The 18,329-nt window shown below is 68.3% G+C and carries 1 protein-coding gene; it reads left to right on the forward strand.

Annotated features, from left to right (window positions below; all coding sequences use genetic code 11):
- Nucleotides 1–12: 12 nt before the first annotated feature.
- On the forward strand, nucleotides 13–18,306 hold the full coding sequence (locus tag BJ970_RS37135) for a type I polyketide synthase (RefSeq protein ID WP_221467293.1): 18,294 nt from the start codon (nucleotides 13–15) through the stop codon (nucleotides 18,304–18,306).
- Nucleotides 18,307–18,329: the final 23 nt, after the last annotated feature.

An 18,329-nucleotide genomic window follows, 5' to 3' on the forward strand; every position in this document is an offset into this window, starting at 1 on the left:
AAGGAAGTCACCGTGTCGACGACGGAACCGATCGCGATCATTGGCATGTCGTGCCGCCTGCCCGGTGCGCCAGACGTGCGTTCCTTCTGGCGGTTGCTGCGCGACGGCGCCGACGCACTGTCCCAGGTGGACGGTGTGTGGGCCGGTCGGGTGCCCGACACCGGCCATTTCGAGCCGGAGTTCTTCGGCATGTCACCGCGTGAGGCGGCGGCGACCGACCCTCAGCAGCGCCTGATGCTCGAACTGGCCTGGGAAGCGCTCGAACACGCCGGCGTGGTGCCGCTCGCGCAGCGGGACAGCGACCTCGGCGTGTTCATCGGCGCCATCTGGGACGACTACGCGACCCTGGCCCACAGACAGGGCGCGATCAGCCACCAGAGCCTGACCGGGCTGCACCGGGGCATCATCGCCAACCGCGTGTCGTACACGCTCGGCGTGCACGGCCCCAGCATGACCGTGGACACCGGGCAGTCCTCGTCGCTGGTCGCGGTGCACCTGGCCTGTGAGAGTCTGCGCGCGGGTGAGTCTGCGACAGCGGTCGCCGGCGGCGTGAACCTGAACCTCGCGGCGGAGAGCACGCGGGTGATGACGGAGTTCGGCGGCCTGTCGCCGGACGGGCGCTGCTTCACGTTCGACGCGCGCGCCAACGGTTTCGTCCGGGGTGAGGGCGGCGGTCTGGTCGTGCTGAAGCCGCTGTCGGCCACGCTGGCCGACGGCGACACCGTGTACGCGGTGATCGCCGGAAGCGCGATCAACAACGATGGTCGCAGCGAGACGCTGACGACGCCGAGTGCGGCGGCGCAGTCTGCTGTCATCGCGCGGGCGTATCAGCGCGCGGGCATCGACCCCGCCGAGGTTGGCTACGTCGAGCTGCACGGCACGGGCACGAAGGTCGGTGACCCCATCGAGGCCGCAGCCCTGGGCACGGTGCTGGGCCGCGCGGGTAAGCCGCTCGCTGTGGGCTCGGTCAAGACCAATATCGGTCACCTCGAAGGTGCCGCGGGCATCGCCGGCCTGCTCAAGGTCGTACTGTCGCTGCACAGCCGCGAGATCCCGGCGAGCCTGAACTTCGAGGCGCCGAACCCGGAGATCCCGTTCGACGACCTGAACATCCGCGTGCAGCGGGAACTCGCTCCATGGCAGGGTTCGCTGGTCGCCGGTGTCAGCTCGTTCGGTGTCGGTGGCACCAATTGCCACGTCGTGGTTCGCTCGGGGCCCGATGCCGCTGAGGGCTCCAGCTCGGAGGGGAGCTCGGGCCCGTTCGTCCTTTCCGGACGGACGGAGGCGGGTCTTCGTGCTCAGGCGGAACGTCTGCTCGCGTACCTCAACGACGAGCCGTCGGTCTCGCTGGCCGATGTGGGATTCTCGCTGGCCACGACACGGACGAGCCTGCGCCACCGGGCGGCTGTGGTCGGTTCAGACTTGCTAGGCGGGTTGGCGGCGCTGGCATCCGGTGAGGTAGCCGCCGAGGTTGTGACTGGTGTCGCGGACGAGGTTCACCGGCCGGTGTTCGTGTTTCCTGGTCAGGGTTCGCAGTGGGTTGGTATGGCGTTGGAGTTGTTGGGGTCTTGCGAGGTGTTTGCGGGTTGGATGGGGGAGTGTGCGGGGGCGTTGTCGGAGTTTGTGGATTGGTCGTTGTTTGAGGTTTTGGGTGATGCGGTGGCGTTGGAGCGGGTTGATGTTGTTCAGCCTGTGTTGTTTGCGGTGATGGTGTCGTTGGCGGAGTTGTGGCGGTCGTATGGTGTGGAGCCTTCTGCGGTGGTGGGGCATTCGCAGGGTGAGATTGCGGCTGCGTGTGTGGCGGGTGCGTTGTCGTTGCGGGATGCGGCGCGGGTGGTTGCGTTGCGGTCGAAGGCGATTGTGGCGTTGTCTGGTCGTGGTGGGATGGTGTCGGTTCCGTTGTCGGTGGATGGGGTGGTGTTGCCGGAGGGTGTTGGGGTTGCGGCGGTGAATGGTCCGTCGTCGGTGGTGGTGTCGGGTGATCCTGGGGGGCTTGCTGCGGTGTTGGCGGGGGTGGAGGGGGCGAAGGTGGTCCCGGTGGATTATGCCTCGCATTCGGCGCATGTTGAGGTGCTCAGGGAGGAATTGTTGGAGGTGCTGGCGCCGATCGAGCCTTGTGTGCCGCGGGTGCCGTTTTTTTCGACGGTGACGGCTGGTTGGCTGGATCGTTTGGTGGATGCGGAGTATTGGTACCGGAATCTGCGGGAGACGGTGCGGTTCGAAGAGGCTACGCGGGCGTTGGTCGAGCAGGGTTTCGGGGTCTTCGTCGAAGCGAGTGCGCACCCGGTTCTTGTCGCCGCTGTGCAGGAGACCGCGTGCTCGGCCGTGGTCGTCGGGTCGTCCAGGCGCAACGACGGGTCACTCGGCAGGTTCATGTCCTCGCTCGCGGAGCTGCACGTCAACGGTGTCGCCGTCGATTGGTCCTCGGTGTTCCCGGGCGGGCGTCGGATCGCGCTGCCGACGTATGCGTTCCAGCGCCGCCGGTTCTGGTTCGATACCGTGGAGGAAATCGCTGAGTCGGAGCCGGTCGTCGTCGAGGACTTCGACGCGCTCGGACTCGTGCGTGCCCACGCGGCGGTCGTGCTCGGCACGTCGCGGGCGTCCGTCGAGTCGCACCTGACGTTCAAGGACCTCGGTTTCGACTCGCACATGGCGGTCGAACTGCGCAACCGGCTGAGCAAGGCCATCGGCCGGTCGTTGCCGCACACGGCCCTGTACGACTACCCGACGCCGACCGCGCTGGCCGGGGCGCTTAGCACGCCGGAGGAGTCGACGCAGGTGCGTGCGGCGTCGAAGGCATCAGACGACCCGATCGCGATCGTGGGGATGAGCTGCCGCCTCCCTGGTGGCGTGCGCAGTCCGGAAGATCTCTGGGCCCTGGTAGCCAACGGGGTGGATGCGATCTCCGGCTTCCCGACCGATCGTGGCTGGGACCTGGAATCCCTGTACGACCCCGACGGCGAGCGATTCGGGTCGAGCTACACCCGCAGCGGCGGCTTCCTGCACGACGCGGCGATGTTCGACGCGGACTTGTTCGGTATGAGCCCGCGTGAGGCGCTGGCGACCGATCCGCAGCAGCGGCTGCTACTGGAGACCTCGTGGGAGGCGCTGGAGCGCGCGGGCATCGACCCGAAGTCGCTGCGGGACAGCGACACCGGCGTATTCGTCGGCGCGATGGCCCAGGACTATCTGCCGCAGCTGCACGAGGTGCCTGAGGGCTTCGACGGCTACGGCCTGACCGGCAGCACCAGCAGTGTGGCGTCCGGCCGTATCTCGTACGTGCTCGGCCTGCAAGGTCCCGCTATGACCGTGGATACGGCGTGTTCGTCGTCGTTGGTGGCGTTGCATCTTGCGGTGCAGGCGTTGCGTAGTGGTGAGTGTTCGCTTGCGTTGGCTGGTGGTGTGACGGTGATGTCGACGCCGGGTGTGTTTGTGGAGTTTTCGCGGCAGCGTGGTTTGTCGGTTGATGGTCGGTGTAAGGCGTTTGGTGCTGGTGCGGATGGGACTGGTTGGTCTGAGGGCGTTGGTGTGTTGTTGTTGGAGCGGTTGTCGGATGCTCGGGGTAATGGTCGTCGGGTGTTGGCGGTGGTTCGTGGTTCGGCGGTGAATCAGGATGGTGCGTCGAATGGTTTGACGGCGCCGAATGGTCGGTCGCAGCAGCGGGTGATTCGTCAGGCGTTGGCGAATGCTGGTCTGTCTGCTTCGGATGTTGATGTGGTTGAGGCGCATGGTACTGGTACGGCGTTGGGTGATCCGATCGAGGCGCAGGCGATTATCGCGACTTATGGTCAGGATCGTGATCGTCCACTGTGGCTTGGTTCGTTGAAGTCGAATATCGGTCATACGCAGGCGGCTGCTGGTGTCGGTGGTGTGATCAAGATGGTGGAGGCGATGCGGCACGGGATCATGCCTCGGACTCTGCACGTCGATGTGCCCTCGCCCAAGGTGGAGTGGTCTGCGGGTGCGGTGTCGCTGTTGACGGAGAATGTGCCGTGGGAGGTCGATCGTCCTCGTCGTGCGGGTGTGTCGTCGTTTGGTGTGAGTGGCACGAACGCGCATGTGATCGTCGAGCAGGCTCTGGAGGTAGTGGAGCCGGCGCGGTCTGAGCATGGCGGTGTTGTGTTGTGGCCGGTGTCGGGTCGGTCCGAGCGGGCGTTGCGTGATCAGGCCCGGCGGTTGCGGGAGGTGTTGGAGGCGGGGGCTGCCGTTGCGGACATCGGGTACTCGCTGGCGACTACGAGGACGGCGTTCGAGCATCGTGCGGTGCTGATGGGTGAGGACAGTGCGGATTTCTGCGAGGCGTTGGATGCGGTCATCGGTGAGAGGCCGTCACCGCGTGTGCTGCGGGGGAGCGCACAGGGCCGCGGTAAGACTGTGTTCGTGTTTCCTGGTCAGGGTTCGCAGTGGGTTGGTATGGCGGTGGAGTTGTTGGGGTCTTGCGAGGTGTTTGCGGGTTGGATGGGGGAGTGTGCGGGGGCGTTGTCGGAGTTTGTGGATTGGTCGTTGTTTGAGGTTTTGGGTGATGCGGTGGCGTTGGAGCGGGTTGATGTTGTTCAGCCTGTGTTGTTTGCGGTGATGGTGTCGTTGGCGGAGTTGTGGCGGTCGTATGGTGTGGAGCCTTCTGCGGTGGTGGGGCATTCGCAGGGTGAGATTGCGGCTGCGTGTGTGGCGGGTGCGTTGTCGTTGCGGGATGCGGCGCGGGTGGTTGCGTTGCGGTCGAAGGCGATTGTGGCGTTGTCTGGTCGTGGTGGGATGGTGTCGGTTCCGTTGTCGGTGGATGGGGTGGTGTTGCCGGAGGGTGTTGGGGTTGCGGCGGTGAATGGTCCGTCGTCGGTGGTGGTGTCGGGTGATCCTGGGGGGCTTGCTGCGGTGTTGGCGGGGGTGGAGGGGGCGAAGGTGGTCCCGGTGGATTATGCCTCGCATTCGGCGCATGTTGAGGTGCTCAGGGAGGAATTGTTGGAGGTGCTGGCGCCGATCGAGCCTTGTGTGCCGCGGGTGCCGTTTTTTTCGACGGTGACGGCTGGTTGGCTGGATCGTTTGGTGGATGCGGAGTATTGGTACCGGAATCTGCGGGAGACGGTGCGGTTCGAAGAGGCTACGCGGGCGTTGGTCGAGCAGGGTTTCGGGGTCTTCGTCGAAGCGAGTGCGCACCCGGTGCTGACCATGGCCCTGGGGGAGACGGTCGAGGATGTCGAGGCCTCGGCGTACGCGGTCGGCACCCTGCGGCGCAATGACGGTGGCCTGCCGAGGTTCGTCAACGCGCTGGCGGAAGCCCACGTGCGTGGCGCCGTCCTCGACTGGGGCGCCGTGATCCCTGCCGGCCGGCGGATCGCGCTGCCGACCTACGCCTTCCAGCACGAACGTTACTGGCTGACCGCTAAGCGGCCCCGCCGACAGGTCGGCGCGACTGACGACTGGCGCTACCGAGTCACCTGGCGTCCGCTGGACATCCGGGACGACAATGGGCCGTCTGGAACCTGGCTGCTGGTCGTGCCGGCGAACTACACCGAAGATCCGCTGGTCGAGGCGTGCGCCCACGGGCTGGGTACCGACGTCGTGCGGCTGGTCGTCGACGGCGAGACGGTGGCGCTACCCGAGATACCGGTCGCTGGCGTGCTATCCCTGCTGGGCCTCGACGAACGCCGCGAGCCGGGCCAGTCGGCCAGCCGAGGGTTCGCCGCGACGGTGAACCTGCTCCAGTCGGCACCGGAGGTGCCGGTGTGGCTGGGTACGCGTGGTGCGGTCGCGGTCGACCGTGACGACCCGCTCGACCACCCCGAGCAGGCGCTCGTCTGGGGGCTGGGCCGGGCATACGCCTTGGAACGGCCGGACCGGCGTGGTGGCCTCGTCGATCTCTCCGACGACGTGGCCGCGCTCCGGAAGGCCCTCGCGGGCGCGGACTTCGAAGACCAGGTCGCGGTCCGGGGGAAGCAGGTCTACGCGCGCCGGCTCGTCCGCGCCGCACCGGCGACCGTGTCCAAGCCCTGGCAGCCGGGCGGAACCGCGCTGATCATCGGCGGTACGGGTGCGCTGGGTGCGCATGTTGCCCGCCGGCTGGCGGAGTCCGGCGTCGAGCACATTGTCCTGACGAGCCGTCGCGGCGAGCAGGCCGACGGCGCCTCCGAACTCGTGGCCGAGCTCTCGTCGCTAGGGGCCTCCGCCACGGTCGCCGCCTGCGACGCCGCCGACCGCGCGCGGCTGGCGGAACTCCTCGATTCGCTGCCCGACCTGCGCGTTGTCGTGCACGCGGCCGGCACGCTGGTCGAGGCGCCGATCGAGGACGTCACCGTCGAGCAGATCGAGAAGGTGCTGCGGCCCAAGGTCGCGGGTGCACGCAACCTCGACGAGCTGACCCGTGACCGCGACCTCGACGCGTTCGTGTTGTTCTCCTCGGGGTCGGGCATCTGGGGGAGCGCGGGCCAGGGCGTCTACGGTGCCGCGAACGCCTACCTGGACGGACTCGCCAAGCACCGCCGCGACCTGGGTCTGCCCGCCACCGCTGTCGCCTGGGGTGCCTGGGGCGGCGGCGGAATGGGTGCCGTCGACGGTCAGGAGGACAAGTGGCGGCGGCTCGGCGTGCTCGCGATGTCGCCGGAGACGGCGATCACCGCGCTGTGGCAGGCCGTCGAGGCCCGGGACATCACGCTGACGGTCGCCGACATCGACTGGCAGCGGTTCGGACCGGCGTTCACCTCGGCCCGGCCGCGCCAACTGTTGGCCGACCTGCCTGAGCTGCGACGCGTCCTGAGCGCAGACGAAAACAGTCCGCGCGGTGAACTGGCGGCGAGCCTGCCCAGACTGTCCGATGTGGACCGTTCGCGGGCACTGCTCGACCTCGTGCGTGGGCACGCGGCTGCCGTGCTCGGTCACCGGGACGACACCGCCGTGCAACCGTCGCGGGCGTTCAAGGAGATCGGCTTCGACTCGCTGACCTCGGTGGAGCTGCGCAACAAGCTCGTCACCGCGACCGGCCGCAAGCTGCCAGTGTCCCTGATCTTCGACTATCCGACACCGCAGGCGCTGGCCCGCTTCCTCGACGGCGAACTGTTCGGCACCACGACGGAGACGGCAACCGCGCCGGCCGTCGTCGCACTGGACGAACCTGTCGCAATCGTGGCCATGGGATGCCGTTTCCCCGGTGGCGTGCGCAGCCCGGAAGACCTATGGGACCTGGTCGCCGGTGGCGTGGACGCGATCTCCGACTTCCCGTCCGACCGTGGCTGGAACGTCGACTCCCTCTACGATGCCGACCCCGGAGTGCCCGGCAAGTCCTACACCCGCAGCGGCGGCTTCCTGCACGACGCGGCCCTGTTCGACGCCGACTTCTTCGGCATGAGCCCGCGTGAGGCACTGGCGACCGATCCGCAGCAGCGGCTGCTACTGGAGACCTCGTGGGAGGCGCTGGAGCGCGCGGGCATCGACCCGGACTCGTTGCGGGGCAGCGACACCGGTGTGTTCGTCGGCGCGATGGCCCAGGATTACGGCCCCCGGATGCACCAGGCACCACAGGATCTCGAAGGCTACATCCTCACCGGCAACATCGGCAGCGTCGTGTCCGGTCGCATCTCCTACACGTTCGGGCTGGAAGGCCCGGCGATGACCGTGGATACGGGGTGTTCGTCGTCGTTGGTGGCGTTGCATCTTGCGGTGCAGGCGTTGCGTAGTGGTGAGTGTTCGCTTGCGTTGGCTGGTGGTGTGACGGTGATGTCGACGCCGGGTGTGTTTGTGGAGTTTTCGCGGCAGCGTGGTTTGTCGGTTGATGGTCGGTGTAAGGCGTTTGGTGCTGGTGCGGATGGGACTGGTTGGTCTGAGGGCGTTGGTGTGTTGTTGTTGGAGCGGTTGTCGGATGCTCGGGGTAATGGTCGTCGGGTGTTGGCGGTGGTTCGTGGTTCGGCGGTGAATCAGGATGGTGCGTCGAATGGTTTGACGGCGCCGAATGGTCGGTCGCAGCAGCGGGTGATTCGGCAGGCGTTGGCGAATGCTGGTCTGTCTGCTTCGGATGTTGATGTGGTTGAGGCGCATGGTACGGGAACGGCGCTGGGTGATCCGATCGAGGCGCAGGCGATTATCGCGACTTACGGTCAGGACCGTGATCGTCCACTGTGGCTTGGTTCGTTGAAGTCGAATATCGGTCATACGCAGGCGGCTGCTGGTGTCGGTGGTGTGATCAAGATGGTGGAGGCGATGCGGCACGGGATCATGCCCAAGACCCTGTACGCCGATGAGCCCTCGCCGCATGTCGACTGGTCCGAGGGACGGGTGTCGTTGCTGGCCGAGGCCCGGCCGTGGGAAGGGACCGACCGGCCGAGGCGGGCGGGTGTCTCGGGCTTCGGCGTCGGCGGGACGAACGCGCACGTGGTGCTGGAGCAAGCCCCCGAGCAGCCGGAGATCGAGACATCGGAGGTCGGTGACGGTCCGGTGCCGTGGGTGCTGTCCGCGAAGTCGCCGGAAGCGCTCCGGGACCAGGCCGCGCAACTCAGGTCGGTCGAAGGCTCGCCGCTGGACATCGCCTACTCGCTGGCGACGACGCGCACGGCGTTCGAGCACCGCGCGGTGGTGATCGGTTCGGATCGCGCCGACTTCGACGCGGGCTTGGCCGCACTGACGGCAGGCGAATCCGTTGCGGTGAGCGGCGCCGGTCGGCCGGTGTTCGTGTTTCCTGGTCAGGGTTCGCAGTGGGTTGGTATGGCGTTGGAGTTGCTGGAGTCTTCTGTGGTGTTTGCGGGTTGGATGGGGGAGTGTGCGGGGGCGTTGTCGGAGTTTGTGGATTGGTCGTTGTTTGAGGTTTTGGGTGATGCGGTGGCGTTGGAGCGGGTTGATGTTGTTCAGCCTGTGTTGTTTGCGGTGATGGTGTCGTTGGCGGAGTTGTGGCGGTCGTATGGTGTGGAGCCTTCTGCGGTGGTGGGGCATTCGCAGGGTGAGATTGCGGCTGCGTGTGTGGCGGGTGCGTTGTCGTTGCGGGATGCGGCGCGGGTGGTTGCGTTGCGGTCGAAGGCGATTGTGGCGTTGTCTGGTCGTGGTGGGATGGTGTCGGTTCCGTTGTCGGTGGATGGGGTGGTGTTGCCGGAGGGTGTTTGGGTTGCGGCGGTGAATGGTCCGTCGTCGGTGGTGGTGTCGGGTGATCCTGGGGGGCTTGCTGCGGTGTTGGCGGGGGTGGAGGGGGCGAAGGTGGTCCCGGTGGATTATGCCTCGCATTCGGCGCATGTTGAGGTTCTCAGGGAGGAATTGCTGGAGGTGCTGGCGCCGATCACGCCGCAGGTGTCGACGGTGCCGTTCTACTCCGCGGTGACCGGCGCCGAGTTCGACGCCACCGGTCTGACCGCCGAGTACTGGTACACGAACCTGCGGGAGACGGTCCAGTTCGAGCGGACAACGCGAGCGCTCGTCGAGGAGGGTTTCACTGCCTTCGTCGAGGTGAGCGCGCACCCCGTGCTCACCGCCGCGATAGGGGAGACGGTCGACTTCGCTGTTGGCACCTTGCGGCGTGACGACGGCGGGCTGCGGCGGTTCCTCACGGCCGCGGGCGAGCTTTACAGCCGTGGTATCGACGTCGACTGGTCGCCAGTGCTGGCCGGTGGCCGGAAGGTCGCGCTGCCGACGTATGCGTTCCAGCGCAAGAGGTTCTGGCTCGACCCGGCCGCTCCGGCCCCGACGGGCGGTACGGATCACCCGATGCTCAGCGCCGCGCTCCCCGTGGCCGAGTCGGACGAGGTGCTGCTGTCCGGTGAGCTGTCCCGGCACGCCCAGCCCTGGCTCACCGACCACGGCGTCTTCGACACGGTGATCGTGCCGGGCACCGCCTTCGTCGAACTGGCGCTGCGCGCGGCCGAGGAGGCGGGCTGCGACCGTCTCGACGAACTGACCCTCCAGGCGCCGATCGTGCTGCCGGACCAGGGATCGGTGACGGTGCAGGTGCTCGTCGGCGCACCCGACCAGCGGCAGCGGCGTGCGGTCACGATCCACTCCCGACCGGGCGCCGACCGGCCGTGGACCAAGAACGCGGCGGGCACGCTCAGCCCTGGCGAGGACCAAGTGCCGGCCGGCCTCACCGAATGGCCGCCGGCCGGTGCCGAACAGGTGTCGATCGCGGGCTACTACGAAGCGCTGGCCGACATGGGCTACCACTACGGCCCAGTCTTCCAGGGGCTGCGCACGGTCTGGCGCGCGAGCGACGACCTGTACGCCGAGGTCGCGCTGCCCGACGATCAGCACGAACAGGCCGCCCGGTTCGGACTGCACCCGGCGCTGCTCGACGCGTGCCTGCATGCGGTCGGCCTCAGCGACGTCCTCGCGCAGGGCATCCGACTGCCGTTCAACTGGTCGGGCGTCGCGCTGCACGCCGTCGGCGCCACCTCGCTGCGGGTTCGCCTGCACGTGACCTCGGACGACTCAGTGTCGCTGCTGGCCACGGATACGAGCGGCACACCCGTCGCCGAGGTGGACAACCTCGTGCTGCGACCCGCCTCCGCCGACCAGATCGACGCACGGCCAGAGCTGCGCGACTCGCTGTTCAACGTGGTGTGGACGCCGGTCCCGGTGGGGCAGACTGCCGACCTGCCCGAGGTGCTGGACTTCCGGCCGGTCGACGGTGACGTCGTCACCGAGGCGCACGCGGCGACCACCCGGTTGCTGGAGCTCCTGCGTGACCGTACCTCTGAGGACAAGCTCGTCGTGCTGACGCACCGCGCGATCGGTGACGACCTGCTCGACCTCGCCCACTCCACACTGTGGGGGGCCGTGCGGTCCGCGCAGACCGAGAACCCCGGCCGGTTCGTGCTGGTCGACACCGACGACGACCCTACGTCCGCCGACGTGCTGGCCAGCGCGGTCGCGCTCGACGAACCGCAGGTCGCACTGCGTGCGGGCACTGTGCTCGTGCCGAGGCTCGCACGACCTAAAGGCACCGCGCCCGCTCGGGAACTTAACCCCGACGGCACCGTGCTGATAACCGGTGGCACCGGCACCCTCGGTGGCCTGCTCGCCAAGCACCTCGTCACCGCGCACGGCGTGCGGAACCTTGTGCTCACGAGCCGTCGTGGTTCGGAGGCCGACGGCGCGGACGACCTGCACGCCGAGCTCACCGGGCTGGGTGCGTGGGTGCGGATCGTCGCCTGCGACGCCGCCGACCGCGACCAGCTCGCGGCCGTGCTCGCGGACATCCCGGCCGAGCACCCGCTGACCGCCGTCGTGCACACCGCGGGCGTCGTGGACGACGGTGTGCTCGGGTCGCTGACCTCCGACCGGGTCGGCCCGGTACTGCGTCCCAAGGTCGACGCGGCGATCGCACTGCACGAACTGACCAAGGACCTCGACCTCGCGGCGTTCGTGCTGTACTCGTCGGCGTCGGCGACCTTCGGAACCGCCGGACAGGCCAACTACTCGGCCGCCAACGCTTTCCTCGACGCGCTGGCGCACCACCGCCGCGCGCAGGGTCTGCCGGCCGTCTCGATGGCTTGGGGCTACTGGGAACAGCAGAGCGAACTCACCCGCGGTCTCGGCGCGGGCGACCTCGACCGGTTGGCCCGCACCGGGCTTCGACCGCTCACCAACGACCACGGCCTCGCCCTGTTCGACGCGGCCCTGCGCCTGGACGAGCCGCTGGCCGTGACCGTGCCGCTGGATCTCGCCGCACTGCGCAACGGGCCGGTCCCGACCGTCCTGCGAGGCCTGGTCCGCGGCCGGCAACGTCGGGTCGCACGGTCCGCGCAGACCAGCGTGACCGGGCTCGCTCGTACCCTCGCCGACCTCACTCCGGAGGAGAGGCGGGCGGCGGTGTTGGACGTGGTCCGCACGCATGTCGCCGCAGTGCTCGGACACAGCGGTGCCGGTGGCGTCGCGGCAGAACGTCCGTTCAAGGACAACGGGTTCGACTCGCTGACCGCGGTGGAACTGCGCAACCGGCTCAACGGTGTCACCGGGCTGGCGCTGCCCGCCACCCTGGTCTTCGACCACCCGACACCGCTCGCACTGGCCGACCACTTGGTGTCCGAACTGGCCGGTGAACCGGTCGAGGTCGCGGCCGTCGTGGACGCGGTCGCCACCGACGAGCCGATCGCCATCGTCGCCATGGCCTGCCGCTACCCGGGGGACGTCCGGTCGCCGGAAGACCTGTGGCAGTTGGTGTTCGACGGCCGTGACGCCGTCGGGGAGTTCCCGACCGACCGCGGTTGGGACCTCGACGGCCTCTACCACCCTGACCCCGAGCATGCCGGTACCTCGTACACCCGGCACGGCGCGTTCCTCGCCGACGCCGCCGAGTTCGACCCCGAGCTGTTCGGCATGAGTCCCCGTGAGGCACTGGCCACCGACCCGCAGCAGCGGCTGCTACTGGAGACCACGTGGGAGCTGTTCGAGCGTGCGGGCATCGACCCGACGTCGGTCAAGGGCAGCCGGACCGGTGCGTTCGTCGGCGTCATGTACAACGACTACGCCTCCCGCGTCCACGATGTCCCGGAGGCCGTGGAAGGGCAGCTGCTCACTGGCAGCGCCGGCGCGGTCGCGTCCGGCCGACTGTCCTATGTGTTCGGTCTGGAGGGGCCGGCCATCACCGTCGACACCGCGTGCTCCTCGTCGCTGGTCGCGATGCACCTTGCGGCACAAGCACTGCGCAACGGCGATTGCACGATGGCATTGGCTGGCGGTGTCGTGCTGTTGGCGAGTCCTGGCTTGTTCGTCGAGTTTTCGCGGCAGCGCGGGCTTTCTGCCGACGGGCGCTGCAAGTCCTTCGGTGCTGGCGCCGACGGCACCGGTTGGGGCGAGGGCGTCGGCATGCTGCTGTTGGAGCGGTTGTCGGATGCTCGGCGCAATGGTCATCGGGTGTTGGCGGTGGTTCGTGGTTCGGCGGTGAATCAGGATGGTGCGTCGAATGGTTTGACGGCGCCGAATGGTCCGTCGCAGCAGCGGGTGATTCGTCAGGCGCTGGCGAACGCTGGTGTGTCCGCTTCGGATGTTGATGTGGTTGAGGCGCACGGCACGGGAACGGTGCTGGGTGACCCGATCGAGGCGCAGGCGATCATCGCGACCTATGGTCAGGACCGTGACCGTCCACTGTGGCTTGGTTCGTTGAAGTCGAACATCGGTCACACGCAGGCGGCCGCCGGTGTCGGTGGTGTGATCAAGATGGTGCAGGCGATGCGGCACGGGGTTCTTCCGCGCACTCTGCATGCGAACGAGCGGTCGCCGCACATCGACTGGTCGGCCGGGGAGCTCTCACTGCTGACCGAGGCCCAGCCGTGGGAAGGCCCGATGCGTGCCGGTGTGTCGTCGTTCGGTGTGAGCGGTACGAACGCCCACGTGATCATCGAAGGTGCGGCGCAGGTGGAAGCCTTGCCGACGCCTGAGACCACGACACCGGTGCCGTGGGTGCTGTCCGCAAAGAGCGAGCAGGCGCTGAAGGACCAGGCCGCACGGCTGAAGGCGGTCGAAGGGGCGCCGTTGGACATCGGTTTCTCCCTTGCCACGACCCGGGCGGCGCTGGAATACCGCGCGGTGGTGATCGGCCAGGACATTGACGGATTCCGGCGCGGGCTCGACGCGGTCGCCGAAGGTCAGGGCATCACGGGGCGGGCCGAGCCACGCGGTAAGACTGTGTTCGTGTTTCCTGGTCAGGGTTCGCAGTGGGTTGGTATGGCGGTGGAGTTGTTGGGGTCTTGCGAGGTGTTTGCGGGTTGGATGGGGGAGTGTGCGGGGGCGTTGTCGGAGTTTGTGGATTGGTCGTTGTTTGAGGTTTTGGGTGATGCGGTGGCGTTGGAGCGGGTTGATGTTGTTCAGCCTGTGTTGTTTGCGGTGATGGTGTCGTTGGCGGAGTTGTGGCGGTCGTATGGTGTGGAGCCTTCTGCGGTGGTGGGGCATTCGCAGGGTGAGATTGCGGCTGCGTGTGTGGCGGGTGCGTTGTCGTTGCGGGATGCGGCGCGGGTGGTTGCGTTGCGGTCGAAGGCGATTGTGGCGTTGTCTGGTCGTGGTGGGATGGTGTCGGTTCCGTTGTCGGTGGATGGGGTGGTGTTGCCGGAGGGTGTTGGGGTTGCGGCGGTGAATGGTCCGTCGTCGGTGGTGGTGTCGGGTGATCCTGGGGGGCTTGCTGCGGTGTTGGCGGGGGTGGAGGGGGCGAAGGTGGTCCCGGTGGATTATGCCTCGCATTCGGCGCATGTTGAGGTGCTCAGGGAGGAATTGTTGGAGGTGCTGGCGCCGATCGAGCCTTGTGTGCCGCGGGTGCCGTTTTTTTCGACGGTGACGGCTGGTTGGCTGGATCGTTTGGTGGATGCGGAGTATTGGTACCGGAATCTGCGGGAGACGGTGCGGTTCGAAGAGGCTACGCGGGCGTTGGTCGAGCAGGGTTTCGGGGTCTTCGTCGAAGCGAGTGCGCACCCGGTGCTGACCATGGCGCTGGGGGAGACGGTCGACATCGCGGTCGGTACCTTGCGTCGCGACGACGGTGGGCTCCAGCGGTTCCTTACGGCCGCGGGCGAACTCTACAGCCGTGGCGTCGAGGTCGACTGGTCGCCAGTGCTGGCCGGTGGCCGGAAGGTCGCGCTGCCGACGTATGCGTTCCAGCACAAGCGGTTCTGGCTCGACGCCGGGAAGTCCGGGCACGGCAACGTCGCAGCGGCCGGGCTGACCTCGGCCGGGCACCCGTTCTTGGGGGCCATGGTGGCACTGCCCGCGTCCGGCGGATTCCTCTGCACAGGAAGGGTCTCGCTGCGCGAACACCCTTGGCTCGCCGACCACGGCGTGCTCGGCACCGTGATGCTGCCCGGTGTGACCTTCGTCGAACTGGCGATCCACGCCGGTGACCAGGTCGGCTGCGACCTGCTCGAAGAACTCGTCCTCGAAGCACCGCTGACCCTCACCGACACCACTGACGTGCGGATCCAGCTGGAAGTCGGCGCCGCCGACGACAACGGCCGGCGCACGCTCTCCGTGCACTCCCGTACCGGTGACGACGAGGAATGGACCCGGCACGCGACCGGTGTGCTGGCCAACGCCACCGACCGGCCGGGCCAGGACCTCGCCCAATGGCCGCCCACCGGCGCCGACCCGATCGACGTCACCAGCTTCTACCAGGACATGGCTGATCGCGGCTACGGCTACGGCCCGGCGTTCCGGGGCGTGAAGGCGGCCTGGCGCAGCATCGACGACGTGTACGTCGAGGTCGAGATGCCGACCGAACAGGACGTCACCGGCTTCGCCCTGCACCCGGCGCTGTTCGACGCCGCCCTGCACGGGATCGGCCTCGGCACCGACGGCCAGGCGCTGCTGCCGTTCTCGTGGAGCGGGGTGTCGCTGCACGCGGCCGGCGCCACCGCCGCGCGGATCCGGGTCCGGTTCATCGGGGAGAACGCGGCAGCACTGGACATCGCGGACGCCACCGGCCTGCCGCTTGCGTCGATCGGGACGCTGGAGATCCGGCCGATGTCCGCCGACCAGGTCCAGCGCGACAAGGTCCCCGACAGCCTGTACCACGTGCGCTGGCAGGCCAGGACCGTCACGGCCCAGACCAGCGACAACCACTACGTGGTCATGGGGCCGGACGCCATCGGCCTGCGCGAGGCCCTGGAGACGGCGGGTGCCCTGGTCAGCGCCTGCCCGAGCCTGGAGCAACCGGACTGGGGCGTCACCGAGGGCACCGCCGTGCCCGATGTCGTGCTCAACGTGGGTGCGCTCGATCTCGGCGTCAATGCCGCCGACCGGACGGTCGACGCCACGCACGAGGCGCTGGGGCTGATCCGGTTCTGGTTGGCCGACCAGCGGTTCGCTGAGACTCGGTTGGTGTTCGTGACGACTGGTGCGGTCGCTGTCGGTACGCAAGACGACGTGCGAGACCTCGCCGGAGCCGCCGTCTGGGGCCTCGTGCGGACCGCGCAGTCGGAGAACCCGGGCCGGTTCGTGCTGCTCGACCTTGACGGTGGCGACGCGTCCACCGCCGTGGTCCCGGCCGTGATCGACGCCGGTGAACCGCAGGTCGCGGTCCGCGCGGGTACAGCGTACGTCCCGCAGTTGGCGACGCTCGCCAGCAACGGTGCACTCCGCTCGCTGGCAGGGGAATCCACGTGGCGAATCGATGTCTCCGCCGTCGGCACTCTGGAGAACCTGGCGTCGTTGCCGGCCCCGCAGGCTCTCGCGCCGCTGGAGCCGGGACAAGTGCGGATCGCGGTACGGGCCGCCGGCCTGAACTTCCGTGACGTCCTGGTCGGGCTCGGCATGTACCCCGGTGTGGCGATTATGGGCAGCGAAGGCGCCGGCGTGGTGCTCGAAGTAGGCCCAGGGGTCACCGGATTCGCACCGGGCGACCGCGTGTTCGGCCTGTTCATCGAGGGCGCGTTCGGTCCGACGGTCGTCGCCGACCACCGGCTGGTGGCCAAGATGCCGGTGGGCTGGTCGTTCGCCGAGGCCGCGTCGGTACCGGTCGTGTTCCTCACCGCGTACTACGGTCTCGTCGACCTGGCCGGCCTCCGGGTCGGCGAGTCGGTGCTGATCCACGCGGCGACCGGCGGTGTCGGCATGGCGGCGCTGCAACTGGCCCGGCACCTCGGTGCCGAGGTCTTCGCCACGGCCAGCCCCGCCAAGTGGCCCACGCTGCGGGAACTCGGCCTCGACGACGACCACATCGCCTCCTCCCGTGACCTCACGTTCGAACACCACTTCATGGCCACGACCAACGGCCGGGGCGTCGACGTAGTCCTGGACTCGCTGGCCAAGGAGTTCGTGGACGCGTCGCTGCGACTTTTGCCGCGCGGCGGGCGGTTCAGCGAGATGGGCAAGACCGACATCCGCGACGCCGACGAGGTCGCGGCCACCCACCCAGGTGTGGCCTACACGGCGTTCGAGCTGATCAGCGCGGGTCCGGACCGCATCCAGCAGATGCTGTCTGACCTGCTCGCGCTGTTCGACAGCGGCGCGCTGTCGCCCGCCCCGGTCACGGTCTGGGACGTGCGGCACGCACCGGAGGCGCTGCGATTCCTCAGCCAGGCCAAGCACATCGGCAAGATCGTGCTGACGATCCCGGCCCCGCTCGACCGCAACGGCACCGTGCTGATCACTGGCGGGACCGGCACGCTCGGCGCCGAGGTGGCACGGCACCTGCTCGTCACCGAGCGGGTCGGCCACGTGGTACTGGCCAGCCGCAGCGGCGCACGGACCGAGGAAGCCCAGCTGTTGCAGGCAGAACTTGGTGAGCGCGCCACGTTCGTCGCGTGTGACGTGGCCGATCGCGGGCAACTCGCCGACCTGGTGGCCTCGATCCCGGCCGACCGCCCCCTGACAGCGGTCGTGCACGCGGCAGGTGTGCTGTCGGACGGGCTCGTGCAGTCCCTGACCACGGAGCAGGTGAACACCGTCCTGCGGCCCAAGGTCGCCGCCGCGTGGCACCTGCACGAGCTGACCAAGGACATGGACCTGGCCGCGTTCGTGCTGTTCTCCTCGGCGGCGGCCACCCTGGGCAGCGCCGGTCAGGCCAACTATGCGGCGGCCAACGCCTTCCTGGACGGGCTCGCCCAGCACCGCAGGGCCGCGGGCCTGCCGGCGACCTCGCTGGCGTGGGGGTTCTGGGCCCAGCGCGGCGGCATGACCGCCCACCTGGACGACGCCGACGTCGCCAGGATGACCCGCTCCGGCATCGCCGCACTATCCACTGAGGACGGCCTAAAGCTGTTCGACGCCGGCAGCGCGGCGGAGAACGCCGCGCTCGTGCCGGTACGACTGGACGTGGCGGCACTGCGGTCGGCGACCGGTGAGAGCTCACCGCTGCTGCGCGGCCTGGTCCGCACGCCTGCCCGCCGTGTCGTGCAGACCGTGCAGGCCGGCGCCTCGACGCTGACGGACAAGCTCGCCGCGATGAACCCCACCGAGCGCGAACGATTCCTGGTAGACCTGGTCCGCGGGCACACCGCGACCGTGCTCGGCCACGACGGCACCGACTCCGTGCCGGGCGGCAAGGCATTCAAGGAACTCGGGTTCGATTCCCTTACCTCGGTCGAACTGCGCAACAGACTCAACGCGACCACCGGACTGCGGTTGCCGGTGACGCTCGTGTTCGACCACCCGACACCGAGGGCGCTGGCGGCCAAGCTGCTCGCTGACCTCGCGCTCGTCGACGACACCCAGCCTGCCGTCACCACGGTGGCCAGCGAGCTCGACCGGCTGGAGGCCGCGTTCGCCGCGTCCTCGGACACCGAACTGGACCGGGCGGAATTCGCCGCCCGGCTGCGTGCCCTGCTCGACCTCGTCGAACGGCCCGCCGACACCGGCGCCGACGAGCTGGGCGACGACGTCACCGCCGAGGAGCTCTTCGCCATCCTCGACGGCGACTGACCGCCCCATCGACCAGCAACCCG

The sequence above is a fragment of the Saccharopolyspora phatthalungensis genome (assembly GCF_014203395.1).
Taxonomy (GTDB): Bacteria; Actinomycetota; Actinomycetes; order Mycobacteriales; family Pseudonocardiaceae; genus Saccharopolyspora; species Saccharopolyspora phatthalungensis.